The 16,113-nt window shown below is 45.9% G+C and carries 12 protein-coding genes and 1 pseudogene; 10 read left to right on the top strand and 3 right to left on the bottom strand.

Annotated features, from left to right (window positions below; translation table 11 throughout):
* Positions 1–9 precede the first annotated feature (9 nt).
* Positions 10–2,169 (bottom strand): annotated as a pseudogene (cphA, locus tag FD963_RS07135) (cyanophycin synthetase); the annotation flags it as partial.
* Between the two features lie 204 nt (positions 2,170–2,373).
* Here cphA and FD963_RS07130 point away from each other — a divergent pair.
* The 8 genes from FD963_RS07130 (at position 2,374) to FD963_RS07095 (ending at position 11,979) form a co-directional block, all read left to right on the top strand.
* A complete protein-coding gene (locus FD963_RS07130; protein WP_215361459.1) occupies positions 2,374–4,707 on the top strand; it encodes an ABC transporter ATP-binding protein in 2,334 nt (777 codons plus the stop codon).
* Positions 4,704–5,171 (top strand): DUF1854 domain-containing protein, encoded by a 468-nt coding sequence (locus FD963_RS07125; protein ID WP_215361457.1) that lies wholly within the window; start codon positions 4,704–4,706, stop codon positions 5,169–5,171. The genes FD963_RS07130 and FD963_RS07125 overlap by 4 nt, the downstream gene beginning before the upstream one ends.
* Before the next feature lie 548 nt (positions 5,172–5,719).
* Positions 5,720–6,982, top strand: coding sequence for an oxalate/formate MFS antiporter (gene oxlT / locus FD963_RS07120; protein ID WP_215361456.1), 1,263 nt, complete (start codon positions 5,720–5,722; stop codon positions 6,980–6,982).
* Positions 6,983–7,095: 113 nt separating this feature from the next.
* Positions 7,096–7,467, top strand: coding sequence for a DUF2946 domain-containing protein (locus FD963_RS07115; protein ID WP_215361455.1), 372 nt, complete (start codon positions 7,096–7,098; stop codon positions 7,465–7,467).
* A gap of 79 nt (positions 7,468–7,546) precedes the next feature.
* The gene (locus tag FD963_RS07110) at positions 7,547–9,739 is read left to right on the top strand and encodes a TonB-dependent receptor (protein WP_215361453.1); all 2,193 of its coding nucleotides are present in this window, start codon (positions 7,547–7,549) and stop codon (positions 9,737–9,739) included.
* Between the two features lie 2 nt (positions 9,740–9,741).
* On the top strand, positions 9,742–10,992 hold the full coding sequence (locus tag FD963_RS07105; protein WP_215361452.1) for a sialidase family protein: 1,251 nt from the start codon (positions 9,742–9,744) through the stop codon (positions 10,990–10,992).
* A complete protein-coding gene (locus FD963_RS07100; RefSeq protein ID WP_215361451.1) occupies positions 10,989–11,465 on the top strand; it encodes a redoxin family protein in 477 nt (158 codons plus the stop codon). The genes FD963_RS07105 and FD963_RS07100 overlap by 4 nt, the downstream gene beginning before the upstream one ends.
* Before the next feature lie 37 nt (positions 11,466–11,502).
* On the top strand, positions 11,503–11,979 hold the full coding sequence (locus FD963_RS07095; RefSeq protein WP_215361449.1) for a copper chaperone PCu(A)C: 477 nt from the start codon (positions 11,503–11,505) through the stop codon (positions 11,977–11,979).
* A gap of 85 nt (positions 11,980–12,064) precedes the next feature.
* On the opposite strand, the gene ilvD is transcribed toward FD963_RS07095, so the two are convergent.
* Positions 12,065–13,756 carry a dihydroxy-acid dehydratase gene (gene ilvD / locus FD963_RS07090; RefSeq protein WP_215361447.1) on the bottom strand — a complete coding sequence of 564 codons (1,692 nt, stop codon included), beginning with the start codon at positions 13,754–13,756 and terminating at the stop codon, positions 12,065–12,067.
* Positions 13,757–13,986: 230 nt separating this feature from the next.
* Between ilvD and FD963_RS07085 the strand changes: the two genes are divergently transcribed.
* Entirely contained in the window at positions 13,987–14,616 is a 630-nt protein-coding gene (locus FD963_RS07085; protein ID WP_215361446.1) for a response regulator transcription factor, read from the top strand.
* A 78-nt stretch (positions 14,617–14,694) separates the two neighbouring features.
* Entirely contained in the window at positions 14,695–15,714 is a 1,020-nt protein-coding gene (locus FD963_RS07080; protein WP_215361445.1) for a RodZ family helix-turn-helix domain-containing protein, read from the top strand.
* A 34-nt stretch (positions 15,715–15,748) separates the two neighbouring features.
* On the opposite strand, the gene glnK is transcribed toward FD963_RS07080, so the two are convergent.
* Positions 15,749–16,087, bottom strand: coding sequence for a P-II family nitrogen regulator (glnK, locus tag FD963_RS07075; protein WP_215361442.1), 339 nt, complete (start codon positions 16,085–16,087; stop codon positions 15,749–15,751).
* Between the last annotated feature and the right edge of the window lie 26 nt (positions 16,088–16,113).

The raw sequence follows: 16,113 nt of genomic DNA, 5'->3' as shown, positions 1-16,113 counted from the left end.
GTCAGGCACGAATGTTTCTGCGCCTGCTTCGATAACGTTGAATGGAATTTCAAGGGCCCAGGCTGCTGCTATAGCTGCACCTAAGTTCATGGTCTTCCAAGGAGAAGAGTGGTTGGCTTCAGAGTGACGTGGCACAGGAATGGATTTCTGATCCAGCTTTCCAGACTTCAAGGTAATTTGTTGCTTGCCAATGACAACTGCACGACCACCGTTTACTAAGTGGGCTTTGACAATCTCAGAGTCTGAATTCTCACTAAAGAAAATCACTTGACCATCACAAAGCTCAGCCATTTGTACGCACATTGGATCATCAGCATTCAGTACGGCAACACCAGTTGGAAGAACAACATCAACCTGGGTACGCACAACACTAAAGACTTGATCTTCATCGTAGATAGCGTATTGCGGGAAGTTGGCCGTTGGATCAACATTGAGAACTACACCCACTTGGCAACGATCGTAGGCTAAGCCTTCAATCAACATCGATAAATGATTATTCTCAATCACGACAGCTTCTACTGCGCGATTGAGAAGGGTGCGTCGAGCATTCTCCCAATTTGATGCATTGGAGTTTGGAATAGCTCGATTGCCAAAGAACAGGCCTTTACTGCAAGAAAGGCCAACGTAGATATTCGTTAAGCGCAAGAAATGGGCAATCATTTCGGCGACAGGGGTTTTGCCTCGTTCACCGCAGACGCCAACTACTGGAATGCGGAAATCCACTCCAGGTGGGAAGAGATGATTTGCAATCTCTTTGCCAACAGGTTGTGGTTTGCCGCTGGCAGGCTTGAGATGCATCAGTAGGCCAGGGCCAGCATTCACTTCAACAATGGCAGCATGTTGATCTGCCAAGGGTTTGCTAATGTCCTGCGCTACTAAATCAACACCGGCAATTTCAAGACCAACAACACGAGCGGCTAAAGCTACTTGGCTTGCCACATCGGGATGAATTAAATCAGTGACATCAAATGCAACGTTGCCGTTACTTTGAATCAGTACTTTGTGATCTATTGCAGGAACACTGTCGCCTTTTAATTGCTGACGTGCCAGCTCGAGCTCTACTGCAGAATCAATGCGTACAGGATTAAGAGGGTGCTCTTCTGCGGTGCCGCGACGGGGATCAGAATTAATCTGTATTTGAATTAGCTCATGAACAGTGTGTTTACCATCACCAGTGACCCATACAGTTTCACCTTTTGCCGCAGCAACTACTTTGTTGCCTACAACTAGCAAGCGATGCTCATCGCCAACAATGTGACGCTCAACTAAAACCTCGCTACCTTCATCGATGGCAACTGCATAAGCTGCCTCAATTTCTTGTTGGGTATAGAGGTTGATAAATACACCCCTGCCATGATTGCCATCAATCGGCTTGACAACCACTGGTAAGCCAATATCCTGTGCCGCTTCCCAGGCATCATCAGGGCTGGTAACAGTTCTTCCCTCAGGTGTTGGAACTCCAGCACTGCGTAGCAAACTCTTGGTGAGATCTTTATCGCGAGAAATAGTTTCAGCAATTGCGCTCGTTTGATCGGTCTCTGCTGTCCAAATGCGGCGTTGTTTAGCGCCATAACCTAGTTGAACCAGGTTGCCCTCAGATAAACGAATCGATGGAATGCCACGCTCTTCAGCTGCATTCACAATGCATGCTGTACTTGGACCTAGCAAAAGATCATCGCCAATATCACGCAAATTTTCGATGATGGTTTGCACAAGAGCAACGCAGTCAGCATTGTCTTGTGCTAGAGCTAAATAAAGATCACGCGCATATTTGAGGGCGGTGAGTGTTACCTCCTCATTAATTGCGCTAACCATCACTTTGTAAACACCGCGTCTATCGCCATCACGTGCCTTACCAAAGCCGCCAGGGATGCCGGCTAAGTTTTGTAACTCAAGAGTTAGGTGTTCGAGAATGTGAGCAGGCCAGGTGCCTTCTTCTACGCGCTTTAAAAATCCGCCAGTTTCACCATAGCTACAGCGATGCTCAACGAGGCTTGGAAGGGCTTTCACTAAGCGTTCATAAAAGCCGGGAATCAGGTTAGAGGGGTAGTCCTCTAAATCGCCAATATCGAGCCAAACCTCAATCACGGGATGGTAAGTCCACATATTGGGACCACGGAGATGCTTAACGCTCAGAATCTCGATGGATTTATCTAGTAATTGGGGCATATGCAGTGTTGCGATGGCCGGCGCCAGGTTTTGGCGTTGACGCGTCAGACAGTCTCTCTGTTTCTAATAGTTATTTGAAAAACTCACAAAATTGGCAAAAATACATAAAAGGGCCTACTTAGATAATTTAACGGCTTTTGGCCCTCTAAAGTTGACAGGAGCAATAAATCTAAAAAATTTAGCTCCACTATACTTTTAAGGTCAATGAAGCTACAAATCCTACCTTTTGCCCCTGAGCTACCGAGCTATTGGTCGGCTATTTTGGGGGCAGAGACTTCCCCGGTAAAGAGCCCTGAAGCCCTACTAGCTTGGGTTGAGCTCGATTTAGGTCTCGACCTACGTTTTGAAAAAAGCCTGCTTTTACTCGGTGAACAAGGCTTGTTTTGGACCGACGGCAAAGTATTTGAGTCTTGGAAGTTGGAGACAAACACCCATTTAATCCACGGTGATCATGCTGGAGTAGGGCATTTGCGCTTGGAAACTCCCGATAAATTGTTGAGATCCTGGAATTTCACCCTGGCGGTAAACCCCCAAGTACTTCGCCTCCAATCCGCTTTTAAACAATTAACTCGTGGCGAGGAGCTGAGCAATGGTGCGGTCAGTGAGTATGACAAGCAGGTCTGCCCAGTTTGTTTGAGCCCAAAACCAGCAAATTCTGATTCTTGCCCGACTTGTGATCCTGAGGATGATGCGCCGCCATCTACTTGGACGCTCTTCAAGCTTTGGCGTTTTGCACGACCTTACAAGAAACAATTGCTACTGGGTTTTGTATTGACTCTGTTATCTACAGGCGCGACTTTAATTCCACCGTATCTCACCATGCCATTAATGGATCACGTGTTGATTCCATATGAGCGCGGCAATCCTATTGATTTTCATTTAGCCAGCATGTATCTGTTGGCATTGTTTGGCGCAGCAATTGTTGCTTGGGGCCTGGGTTGGTGGAAGACTTATTTACTTGCATTGGTGAGTGAGCGCATTGGTGCTGATTTACGCAACACTACTTTCGAGCATCTGTTAAAACTTTCGCTGGAATATTTTGGCGGCAAGAGAACGGGTGACTTGATTGCCCGCATTGGCGCTGAGACAGATCGTATTTGCGTTTTCCTCTCGTTATACGCGCTCGATTTTGCTACCGATGTGTTGATGATCACCATGACTGCAGCCATCCTAGTATCCATTGATCCTTTGCTGGCCTTGGTCACCTTGGCGCCATTACCATTCATTGTTTGGATGATTCATGTTGTGCGCGATCGTTTGCGTTTTGGTTTTGAAAAGATTGATCGCATCTGGTCTGAGGTAACTAATATTTTGGCGGACACTATCCCAGGCATTCGGGTAGTGAAAGCATTTGCGCAAGAAGACCGCGAACTCAAACGCTTCGTAGATTCCAATAAGCACAATTTACAAATTAATGATCGCGTGAATCGCGTGTGGGGATTGTTTTCTCCTACAGTAACTTTGCTTACTGAAACGGGTTTGCTAGTGGTATGGGGTTTTGGTATCTGGCAAGTTGCGCACCAGAAAATTTCTGTTGGCGTCTTGATTGCTTTCTTGGCATACATCGGCCGTTTTTATATTCGCTTAGATTCCATGAGTCGAATTGTTTCTCATACTCAGAAAGCGGCAGCTGGCGCTAAACGTATTTTTGATATTTTGGATCACGTCTCTAGCGTTCCTGAGCCTATCAATCCAGCACCTTTGGGTGAGGTCAAAGGCCGTATCTCCCTGCGTGGCGTAGGCTTCCGTTACGGTAATCGTGCCGTTTCTAAAGGCATTGACTTGGATATTGCGCCAGGCGAAATGATTGGCCTAGTAGGGCATAGTGGTTCCGGTAAGAGTACTTTGGTGAACTTGATCTGCCGCTTCTATGATGTGAGCGCGGGATCGATTTCATTGGATGGACGCGATATTCGGAGCATTGGGATTGCTGACTATCGCAAGCGTATTGGTTTGGTGTTGCAAGAACCGTTTTTATTCTTTGGCACGATTGCTGAAAACATCGCATACGGTAAGCCAGATGCAACGCGCGAAGAAATTATTGAGGCAGCACGTGCCGCTCATGCCCACGAATTTATTCTGCGCCTCCCTCTGGGTTATGACTCCCTGGTAGGGGAGCGCGGCCAATCGCTCTCTGGTGGCGAGCGTCAACGCATATCAATTGCGCGAGCACTGCTGATTAATCCAAGCATTCTGATCCTAGATGAAGCAACATCATCTGTTGATACCACTACTGAAAAAGAAATCCAGCGCGCTTTGGATAACCTGGTGAAGGGCCGCACTACGATTGCAATCGCCCATCGCCTCTCCACCTTAAGAAAAGCTGACCGCTTGGTGGTTTTAGATAAAGGCGAGATAGTGGAAATAGGCTCTCACGATCAATTGATGGAGGCCCAGGGCGCTTATTACACCTTATATCAAGCCCAGCTGCGTCATGCTGCGGAACTCGTTGAGGGCGGCGCTATTGGTGAAAGTCTAGATGAAGTTCAAGAAGAAAAGCTGGAACAAGTTGCTAAGCAAGTTGGGGGTGGGGTATGAGTACGACTCATCAGCTAGAGCGTGATGCGCTAGGCCGTCTAGTCTTTATCGATAACAAGGGTGAGCGACACATTGGCGTTCATCCTGTCAGGGCTTTTCCAATTACTGCGCCTGCTGCTGGTATTGGCATCATGAATCAATCTGGAAAAGAGCTTTGCTGGTTTCCAGATGTCACTGCAATTTCTGAAGCAGAACTTGGATTGATTGAGGAAGAATTGGCTGAACGCGAATTCATGCCAGTCGTTGAGAAGATCACTAAGGTTTCTACGTTTGCCACCCCTAGTATTTGGGATATCGAAACGGATCGAGGTCCAACTCGAATTCGCCTCAAGGGCGAGGAAGATATTCGTCGAATTGCTGGCAATACATTGCTGATTGCCGATTCCAACGGACTGCAATTTCTCATCAAAGACTCTACGCAATTGGATAAAGTCAGCAAAAAACTGCTAGATCGGTTCCGCTAAAAAGGATTTGCCGCGCTAATCCCAAGTCAGCAGGCGTCAATAAAGCATTTTTCCCTAAATTGAGCCAATCTCCTTTAAAAACAAAGGCTTAAGATACTTTTGCCCGTTTTTTTGGCCTGTTGCACTGCAATAGTATTAGGGTTATACTCTAGGTACTAACCCTTAAGGAGATTCAAATGACTGTTTTATTGAATATGATTAACCAGCTTTTCACAGAAAGCAAACCAAGCCAAGACAAGCCTGCTCGTCACTATGATTTCGACGGTGCATATCGCGGCATGTAATTTAAAAAATTACAGCAATTCAAAAGCCACCTTCGGGTGGCTTTTTTCATTCCTATCGTCGCTAGTCAGCGGTACAGAAAATCCGCTGATTTACCCTTGTAAAGCTTATATTTCATGGGGTTAAGGCAAGGGTAATCACTAGTGGGGAATTGAGGAAAACTTGATTAGTGTCAAGTATTCCAATGTGTAAATGCTTAAAAATCACATAACCCAAATTTTTGGGTGTGATGAGTATTTATAAAAAGCAAAAATAGGAGATTTAGGATGAGCGGCGAGAAAACTGCAGGACCTTTAGGAGGTCGTTGGTTTCAGCTACTAATTGGCATCATTTGTATGTCGATGATTGCAAACTTGCAATACGGTTGGACTTTATTTGTAAACCCAATCGACGCTAAGTTTGGTTGGGGTCGTGCAGCGATTCAAGTTGCATTCACCATTTTCGTATTGACCGAAACTTGGTTGGTGCCAATCGAAGGTTATCTCGTTGATAAGTTTGGTCCACGCCCAGTTGTTTTCTGCGGCGGCATTTTATGCGGCCTTGGCTGGATCATGAATTCCCATGCAGATACATTAACTATGCTCTACGTAGCTGCTGCTGTTAGTGGTGTGGGTGCTGGTGCTGTTTACGGTACTTGCGTAGGCAATGCGCTCAAGTGGTTCCCAGATCGTCGTGGTTTAGCTGCTGGTATGACTGCTGCAGGCTTTGGTGCAGGCTCCGCATTAACTGTTATTCCAATCGCAAACATGATTGCTAATCAAGGTTATCAAGATGCGTTCTGGTACTTCGGCATCTGGCAGGGTTCAATCGTAGTTGTATTGAGTTTGTTGCTTTCTAAGCCGATCAAAGGCGTTATCACTACTGTTAAAGCTGCCGTTGCTCAGACTCGTAAAGATTTCCGCCCGATGGAGATGGTGAAGCAGCCTGTGTTCTGGATCATGTATCTCATGTTCGTCATGGTTGCGGCTGGTGGCTTGATGGCTACTGCTCAATTAGGCCCAATTGCTAAAGACTTCCAAATTGCTGGCGTAACTGTAAGCTTGATGGGCTTGGCATTACCTGCTCTGACCTTTGCTTTGACTGTTGACCGTGTATTGAACGGCTTGACCCGTCCTTTCTTTGGTTGGGTATCAGACAAGATTGGCCGCGAACAAACTATGACCTTATGCTTCTCATTTGAGTGCTTAGGTATTCTTGGTTTGTATTACCTCGGTCGCGATCCAGTCATGTTTGTTCTGTTAACTGGTTTAGTGTTCTTTGCCTGGGGTGAGATCTATAGCTTGTTCCCATCAACTAACGCTGATACTTTTGGATCAACCTATGCTGCTGGTAACGCAGGTCTCCTCTACACAGCAAAAGGAACTGCTTCATTGTTAGTGCCTTTGTCTAGCGTATTGGTGGCTACTACTGGTGGCTGGGAAGTGGTGTTCTGGGTTGCGAGTTTCTTGAATGGAACTGCTGCGATCTTGGCTTGGTTTGTATTGCGTCCAATGCGTCGCAAACTCATCGAGCGTTCTGCTTCTATGTAATTCAGGTTAAAAGCCTAAGAAAAGGGGTCTTCGGACCCCTTTTTGTTTGCCCAAAATAAAGTAAAGTCTGGCAGGATCAGTCGGCGGCTTAAATCAGATAAAATTCCACCATCATGAACTCCTCCAAAAACCGCTTCGTTCACTGGATTGCTACCTTGGCAATTGCAATGAGTGCGCTTGCGCCAGCTGCATCTCAAGCAGTTTCCATGGCTAAGCATGGCGAAGGTTTTGCAATGGAGATTTGTTCTGTCGATGGCGGCAAGATGCAAATCGATGTTCAAGATGACGGGCAAGACGTTGCCAATCACATGCAGCCATGCCCGTATTGTGTAGCGCAGAGCGTTATCACTCCGGCATTCAATACTAATCTCAGATTTGAAGCTCCACAGACTTTAGCTCTGCTGCCTCAGCTTTTCTACCAATCACCCAAACCACTTGTTGTTTGGGTAACTCCACCTTCAGCAGCTCCACCAGCACAAGCCTAATCAATATTAGGGCATAGCCTAGCTATGTAGTAGGCAACGAAAAAATATTACGTTGTCATAATAATCAGTGGAGTAGTAGATGTTGTTTAAGCAAAAGAAAATCAGCGCATGCGTGGGCGTGCTATTTGGGTCGGTGCTAATCAACGCGCAAGCACAAATTGCGCAGCCACCTGACTACGGTCAAAAAATAGGTGATGTGGTTGTTAGTGCTACCCGCTCTGGTACCGAGTTAAAGGACATGACTCAAAATACTTCTATTTTGACGAATGAAGATATTCAAAATGCCCCGGAAATGACGGTTGACCAGGTCTTAAAGAATCAAGCAAGCGTATTTTTAAATGATCAACCGTATTATGAAAAGGACCCCACCGGTCAAAGTTTGAATGTCCGTGGTCTTGGTGCTGCGCGGACTCTGGCGCTGATCGATGGGCTGCCTGCAAACGATGCTATGTATGGAACCATTCAATGGAATCTTGTCCCGCTCTCAGCAGTGCAGGATGTAGAGCTGGTACGCGGTGGCGTCTCCAATCTTTATGGTAACTATGGCATGGGCGGTCTAATCAACATCACGACCAAGCCCATTAACGATAACAAAGGCGAAGTATCTGCCAGTTATGGCTCATACAATACAAGCAATGTAGCGGCTTCAAAAGAAGTGGCAGTAAATGACGTATTAAAGCTGCGAGTATCTGCAGACTACTTTAATACTGATGGCTATATTAACCAGCCTACTATTTCTCCGGCAACAGTATATCCAGCAAAGAATAAAGCGGGGCAGTCTGCGCCTCGATTACCCGGGATGGGTCCTGAAAGCGCTAACAGTGCAAATTACCGACTTCAAGGAGCCTTGAAATTAAGTTCTGATACGGATGTGTTTTTTAATCTTGGCTCCCACAATATGCAAAATCTACCTACTGGTGGATATAACTTTGCTACCAAGACAACTCAAGAAACTACTTTTTCTGGAGGAGCAACTACACGTTTGAGCGCAGCGCAAAAGGTTCAAGTAAATGCGTTTTACGAAAACACCACTCTTTGGCAGCAAAATGTCAGTAATAGCGGTGCAACACCAGCCTATATTAGTGCCAACTATAACGATCCTTATTCAACACTGGGAGCATCTGCCCAATATACCCATGACTTAAAGGATCAAACCATCAATCAGGTGGTGGTAAGTGTTGATGGAAGACAGGTAGCCGCACAGAATTTAACGAATTCCTTTAGCTCTGCTGCTGGATATGCAAATGGAGTAGTTACCTCTTCTGATTACGCAAAAGGTCAGCAACAGTTTTATGGTGTGATGGCACAAATGAAGGCGAAAACAGATGCCATCCCATTGCAAGCCACTCTCTCGCTTCGAGAGGATCAATGGCAAAGTCAAACTCCAACCTATTGGATCGCAGGTGCAAATGGTGTTCAAAATTACACCAATGTCCCTAATCAAACTGTATATAAGTTCAGTCCGAATCTGGGCTTGTTATTGCAGGCTACAAAGGAGTGGGATTTTAGGGGTGCGGCCTACCAGGGTTTCCATGCGCCTGGTTTGAACAACACGCTTCGTACTTATGGAAATTCAACGAGCGTTAGTCTGGCCAATCCATTGCTGAGCCCCGAGAACATGACTGGCTATGAGCTAGGGACTGACTATCGCTGGAATGCGGGCTTTGTGCAGATCACGGGCTTTAACGCGAATGTAAAAAACGCAGTTTATGCACCCAATGTTTCTCAGGCGCAAGCCGCTGCTGCAGGTTGTCCAATCTCAGTTTGTACCGGAGCGAATGGCCAAACATTTAGTTTGTATGGTAATAATCAGAATCTTCAAAGTCGCGGACTTGAAGTTCAGGCGCATCATGATCTCAATGCTCAGTGGGCTGTTGATGGTACCTATACTCACACGAACACCATCCTTACCTGGATTGGTTCGGGGGTTAGTGCATCCTTAAATCCAATCGGATCTCAGGTTGGCGGTGTGCCACAAAACATGGGTTATGCAGGAGTGACCTATATGCCGCTTCCAAAGACTAGTCTGACAGCCAATGTTCGTTATATTGGTAACTCTTGGTTGGATGGCGCACACACCTTACCAGTTCCTTCCTATGCAGTTGTTGGTTTAAAGGTGAACCACCAATTAACGCCAGAAGCCTCGGTATTTGCCAGTGTGATCAATATGTTCAATCGAAGCTATATCACTTACGGTACGGGAACTAGTCAAGGAAGTTATATCGCTGGGCAACCACAGAGCATTACTGTAGGTGCACGTATCATCTTCTAATCATGAATCCGACCCCATACTCTTTTAATCGATTCTTATTGCTCGGAGCGCTTCTATTGGGGGCGCTGAGCCTTCCTGCGCAAGCGCAAATGCAAATGGATCATTCGTTGTCTATGGCTAGTGCAAAGCCTGACAATACCTGTCAGGGCGCTGGTTTGGAGTGTGCCAATGCTGCAACCCCATTTTTTACGCAGGATGGAAAGCTCTTGCTGGCATGGACGGCAAATGGTGTAGTTGCTGTTGCGCAGTCTTCTGATTTAGGAAAAACATTCTCACCATCAGTCAAAATTGCTGAGCACGGTAAAACATTAGACGCTGGCGCTGATGCACGTCCGCAAATTGTTGCTGATAAACAAGGGAATGTCTTTTTGGCATATGCTTTTTTCAAAGACACTAGTTGGAATGCGCAAATTAATACTGCTAGATCGACCGATGGGGCTAAGACATTCGCCAAACCAGAGTCCTTGGTCAATGACAGCTCCAGTCAGCGTTTTCCATCCGTTCTGATAAAGCCAGATGGCGATATTTTTATCTCGTGGATCGATAAGCGTTTAGTTTCTGCGGCGAAACAGGGTGGACAAAATCGTCTTGGCGGCTCAATTGCCTATTCTTTTTCTCGGGACGGAGGCAAAAGCTTCCAGATAGAACGCTTTGCCAATGAGAGTAGTTGTGAGTGCTGTCGCATCGGTGGCAGTCTTGATCCCAATGGCAATCCTGTGCTGGCATACAGAGCAATATTTCCTGGAGGCATTCGGGATCAGGCCAGCCAAGTGATTTCAGCTTCAGGTGCAGGACCAATCCGTAAGGTGGCTGATGATAATTGGAAAACGGATGCTTGCCCACATCATGGGCCATCCATAGCAGTATCAAATGACGACACATTCCATGTGGCTTGGTATACCCAAGGCAGTAAGCGCTCCGGAGTGTTTTATGCCAACTCCACCAATCAAGGTGCCACCTATTCCAAGCCTAGTCGCTTAGGCTCTGAAAGTGCCAATGTTTCCAGGCCATATCTATTGGCATTGGGCCAGCAAGTTTGGTTGGTATGGAAAGAATTTGATGGTGTGCAATCTTCCGTATATTTAAAAGAATCTAGCGACAATGGAAAAACTTGGGCAACTCCTAAAATACTATCTAGTACAGCAGGTTATAGTGACCATCCCTTGTTGCTAGCTCAAGAGAATCTTGTATTTTTATCCTGGCTTACGCGTCATGATGGATACCAGTTAATTAATATTGGACAAAAGCAATGAAAAGATATTGGCTCTTTTTTATACTCGCCTTATCGGTGGCTGGGTTTACCTTTGCCGATCCAGTATATCTGAAGCCTTATCAGGCAGGCGATTGGAAATCCATCATCAAAGCCGCAAATGGTGGACCTCTGGCTATTAATTTTTGGGGGGTGACTTGTCCATCCTGCGTTAAAGAGATGCCGCAGTGGGGTCTTTTTATCAAAAACAATCCAAGTGCTAAAGTAGTTTTTATTCAGGTTGATGATGTCTCAACCGAGTCGATGAAAAAAATGTTGAGCAAAGCAAATCTGGATAAGGCCAATAATTATTATGTCGCAGCGCCTTTTGATGAGCGCCTGCGCTATGAAATCGATCCTAAATGGCATGGTGAAACACCGACAACCATAGTGATTGATAAAAATGGCAAAGCTACCAGAAAAACAGGCTTAGTAGACTTTCAACAATTACAAAATGCTTTGATAGTTAAACCATAATTAAATGAATCGCTTATCAATTACTGGGAGAAAATAAATGAAGATAAAACTATTGGTAACACTGTGTGCTGTTGCGGGGATGGCTTTAGTGGGATCGGCATGGGCGCAAAACATTTCCAAAACAGTCACCACTAACGCTATCAAAATTGAAGATGCTTATACCCGCGCCACAGTTCCTGGCCAGCAGGTAGCCGGAGGCTTTATGAAGATTGAGAATAAAGGCGCTGCTGATCAATTGGTCTCTGCCAGCTCACCTGTTGCAGGTGAAGTGCAGCTCCATGAGATGGCGATGGAGGGTAACGTCATGAAGATGCGTCAAGTGAAGAATATCGCTGTGCCAGCAGGTGGTGCTATTGAATTAAAACCTGGTGGCTTGCACTTAATGTTTATCAACATTAAAGCTCCATTAGCTGCAGGTGAAACTGTTCCCGTGAAGTTAAAGTTTGCTAAGGCAGGTGATGTTGAGGTTAAGATGCCAGTTAATGCAATGGGCGCTGGAGTTATGAAGCACTAAGTCATTAGATTTGGTGGTAGACGTAATAAAAAAGCCCCTAGTTTTACCTGGGGGCTTTTTCTTTTAAGGCTCCTACTTGATTAACTTAGTCACCCAAGTTCAAGTCAGTTACCGCACCTTTACTTGCGGTACTTGCAAGGCGAGCATATTTTGCCAATAAGCCGCGAGTGTAGCGAGGCTTAGGTTGCACCCAAGCTGCGCGACGCTTCGAAATTTCTACCTCATCAACGTTCAATTGAATCAGTAGTTGATGGGCATCAATGGTTACCGAGTCCCCTTCATGAATGAGAGCAATCGTGCCGCCTACATAGGCTTCAGGAGCTACGTGACCCACAACCATACCCCAGGTACCACCAGAGAATCGGCCATCAGTGATGAGGCCTACAGACTCACCTAGACCTTGTCCTACAAGAGCAGAGGTTGGGGCAAGCATCTCACGCATCCCAGGGCCGCCTTTTGGGCCTTCATAACGAATCACAACGATGTCACCATCCTTGATCTTCTGGGCCATGATGGCCGCCATGGCATCGTCCTCAGAATCAAATACACGGGCTGGGCCAGTGATCGATGGGTTCTTGAGGCCGGTAATCTTGGCCACACAACCTTCTGGAGAAATATTGCCCTTCAAAATTGCCAAGTGACCTTGTTTATACAAAGGATTATCTAAGGTGCGAATCACTTTTTGATCGGCGCGCGGTACGGATGGAACATCCTTCAATACTTCAGCAATCGTTTTTCCAGTGATAGTCATGCAGTCGCCGTGGAGCAATCCGCCATCAAGCAAAATCTTCATGACTTGTGGAATGCCGCCGGCTTGATGCAAGTCCGTTGCAAGGTAAGTGCCGGATGGTTTCATATCTACGATCACTGGAACGCGTTTACGAATGCGCTCAAAGTCATCAATCGTCCAATCAATTTCAGCAGCGCTGGTAATGGCCAAGAAATGCAAAACAGCATTAGTGGATCCGCCAACCGCCATGATGACGCTGACTGCGTTTTCAATGGATTTCTTGGTGATGATGTCACGTGGGCGCAGGTTATTTTTAACAGCCTCAACTAGGACGCGCGCTGATTCGGCAGCACTTGCTACTTTTTCAGCATCAACGTTCGCCATCGTAGAGGAGTAAGGCAAGCTCATACCTAAAGCCTCAAACGAGGAGCTCATCGTATTTGCTGTGTACATTCCACCACAAGAGCCGCTACCTGGACAGGCATGCTGTTCAACACCTTTTAAATCTTCTTCACTTAATCGGCCGGATGTAAATTCACCAACCGCTTCAAAAGCAGAAACAATATTGAGTTCTTTACCCTTGTAATGACCCGGTTTAATCGTGCCACCATAGACATAGATGCCAGGCACATTAGTGCGCGCTAAAGCCATCATGCCGCCTGGCATATTTTTATCGCAGCCGCCAATAACTACTACGCCATCTTGCCAAAGACCATTTACACATACTTCAATACTGTCAGCAATCACTTCACGTGACACTAGGGAATACTTCATGCCTTCAGTACCCATGCCAATGCCATCAGAAACAGTTGGTGTACCGAATACTTGTGCTTTTGCACCAGCTGCTTCTAGGGCTTCAACAGCAGCATCAGCTAATTTTTGTAAACCACTATTACATGGAGTAATAGTAGAGTGGCCATTCGCAACACCAACCATTGGCTTTACGAAATCCTTTTCTTCGTAACCCATTGCGTAATACATCGAACGATTAGGTGCGCGTGCGACCCCTTCGGTGACCATGCGCGAGCGTTCATTGAGGCGTTTCATGCTTATTACTCCAGAAAAGGTTTGTGTCGAAAGGCTCTATTGTGCCGTGAGATGGAATCCAAGGTTCTCTAGATTTGGGTAACCGCCTAACCCCGGGAAAATGTTGCGCTGCAACACATAAATACCAATGAAATCATCAATGGAGATCTAAACATTAGCTAAACAGCTAATATCTTAGTAAAGGACGCTGCAGTACATTAAGTCATCAATCACTTTTTCCTTTGAATTCAATGACTAAAGTCGGCCATATATACCTAATTGATGATGACGAGTCGATGCGCATCTCTCTATCTAGAATGCTGCGTGAACTAGGCTACCTCGTTGATGACTATGCGTCTGCTGCCGTTTTCTTAGAAAAATCAGTTCCAGTCTCGCCCGCTGTCATTCTCTTGGATATGCAGATGCCGGATATGACCGGCCTTGATTTACAAGAAAAACTGCAAAAGTTAGGTCGTAAAACGCCCATCGTATTTGTGAGTGGTCAAAGTCACCCACACCAAATCGTTCAAGGCCTTAAGCGGGGTGCGCTGGATTTCTTATTCAAGCCATTTAATTTGGAAGAACTCTTAAAGGCAGTGGCAGATGCAATTGATTTTGATGGTCGCCAACTCAAGCGAGTCTCTCTGGATGTGGAAGCCAAGAAAGACTACGAGAGCCTCACTCCTAGGGAGCGTGAGGTATGTGGATGGCTTGTTAAGGGCCTTCTAAACAAGGATATTGCCGTAAAACTAGGAACTACCGATGCCACGATTAAGGTCCATAAGGCCAGGGTGATGGACAAAATGCATGCGGATTCTCTGCAAGTACTGGTGAAGAGGTATCTTGAATCCAACCTTGAGAACCATCCATTGAACACCTAGCTTTGTGGCTAATTACTCTTATCCTATTTTGGTATTACTATCAATCTTATTAATTCCATATGAGATGGTTGCTGGGCAGTGAATAAATCGGTCAAACTTCCTGAGATTCGTAAAGAGGCATTTACTAAGGCCAGAGAAAGCCTTGGCCTCAGCACGAAAGATCTTTCAGGAATGACTTGCCTTTCTGTTCGCCAAGTAGAGCAGATTGAAAATGGCGAGACCAGCTCTTTTTATGGCGATCAAGTGAAATTCACGGCAGCAAAAAAAGTGGCTGGCTTACTAAAGCTCGCACCTGAAGAGGCATTTGATTTTTCTGGTGTCGCGCAACCTATTAAAGCATCTGATGTTGAAGAGAAATTGCAGGAGGAGACAAAAGCTTCTCTACTAGAAAAAAAGGCGAAGTCCGAAAAAGAAAAAGAGATTAGTCCTGTAGCAGCAGAGAAAGTCGCAGAGCCAAAACCTGAGAAGATGAATGCTAGCAAAATCTCACAAAAAGCGATCGATTACAGCGAAAAATCAAAAGCTCCAGTAGACCCTAAAAAGAAACTCTTTCTACTGTTAGCAATTGGCGCTGCATTAGTTTTCTCTGTGGTGAACTTGCGCCCATTATTTTTTCCGGAGCCGGTTAAAGAAGAGGTGGTCATTATTCAAGAGGTGGCACAAGAGCCTGTGCCGGCAAATGCAGCAGCAGAGGCGGTGACAGAGACTAAGCCAGCTCCAGCAGCAGTAGAGCCAACTCCAGTGGTAGTTACGGCGGAATGCCCGCCTGCAGATGCATCTGCACTCAATTACAGGCCCGAAGCCCCTAAAAAAGCGGGTGACATGGTTTATCTGCAATCAAAGACTGCGCAAACAGTATGTGTAGTGGATGCTACCGGTAAGACTCAAAATAAAACGCTTGAGCCAGGAGTTGGGATGAGTGTTTATGGCAAGTCGCCATTAAAGGTATTAACTAGTGGTTTAAATCAGGTAGATTTGTATTACCAGGGCGCAAAGGTTCGTATTGGTAATACTAGTAGTAAGACAATTATTTTGGAGCCGGCTGAAATTATTCAGCCCGCGGCTCCAGCAAACTCAACAGACTCTCAGTTGCGCTGATAACCTAAGAGGTCTAGCAGTTTAATTCGATGAATTAAACTGCTGCGTTATCGGTTTCGCCGGTGCGAATGCGAATCACTTGCTCTACTGCGGTCACGAAAATCTTACCATCACCAATCTTCCCGGTACGAGCAGCTTTAGTGATTGCCTCAATAGCAGCTTCAACACGGTCATCAGAAACCACGGCTTCTACTTTTACTTTAGGTAAAAAGTCGACTACATACTCAGCGCCACGATAGAGTTCAGTATGGCCTTTTTGACGGCCAAAGCCCTTAACTTCAGTAACGGTCAGACCGGTAACGCCGACTTCCGCCAATGCCTCACGAACTTCATCAAGTTTGAACGGCTTAATGATGGATGTAATTAGTTTCATTTGTTCCCCCTAATGCAGTAATCATA

The organism is Polynucleobacter sp. JS-JIR-II-50 (assembly GCF_018687895.1).
GTDB lineage: Bacteria > Pseudomonadota > Gammaproteobacteria > Burkholderiales > Burkholderiaceae > Polynucleobacter.
The sequence above is the reverse complement of the archived record's forward strand: the minus strand, read 5'-3'. Positions and strand labels throughout refer to the sequence as shown.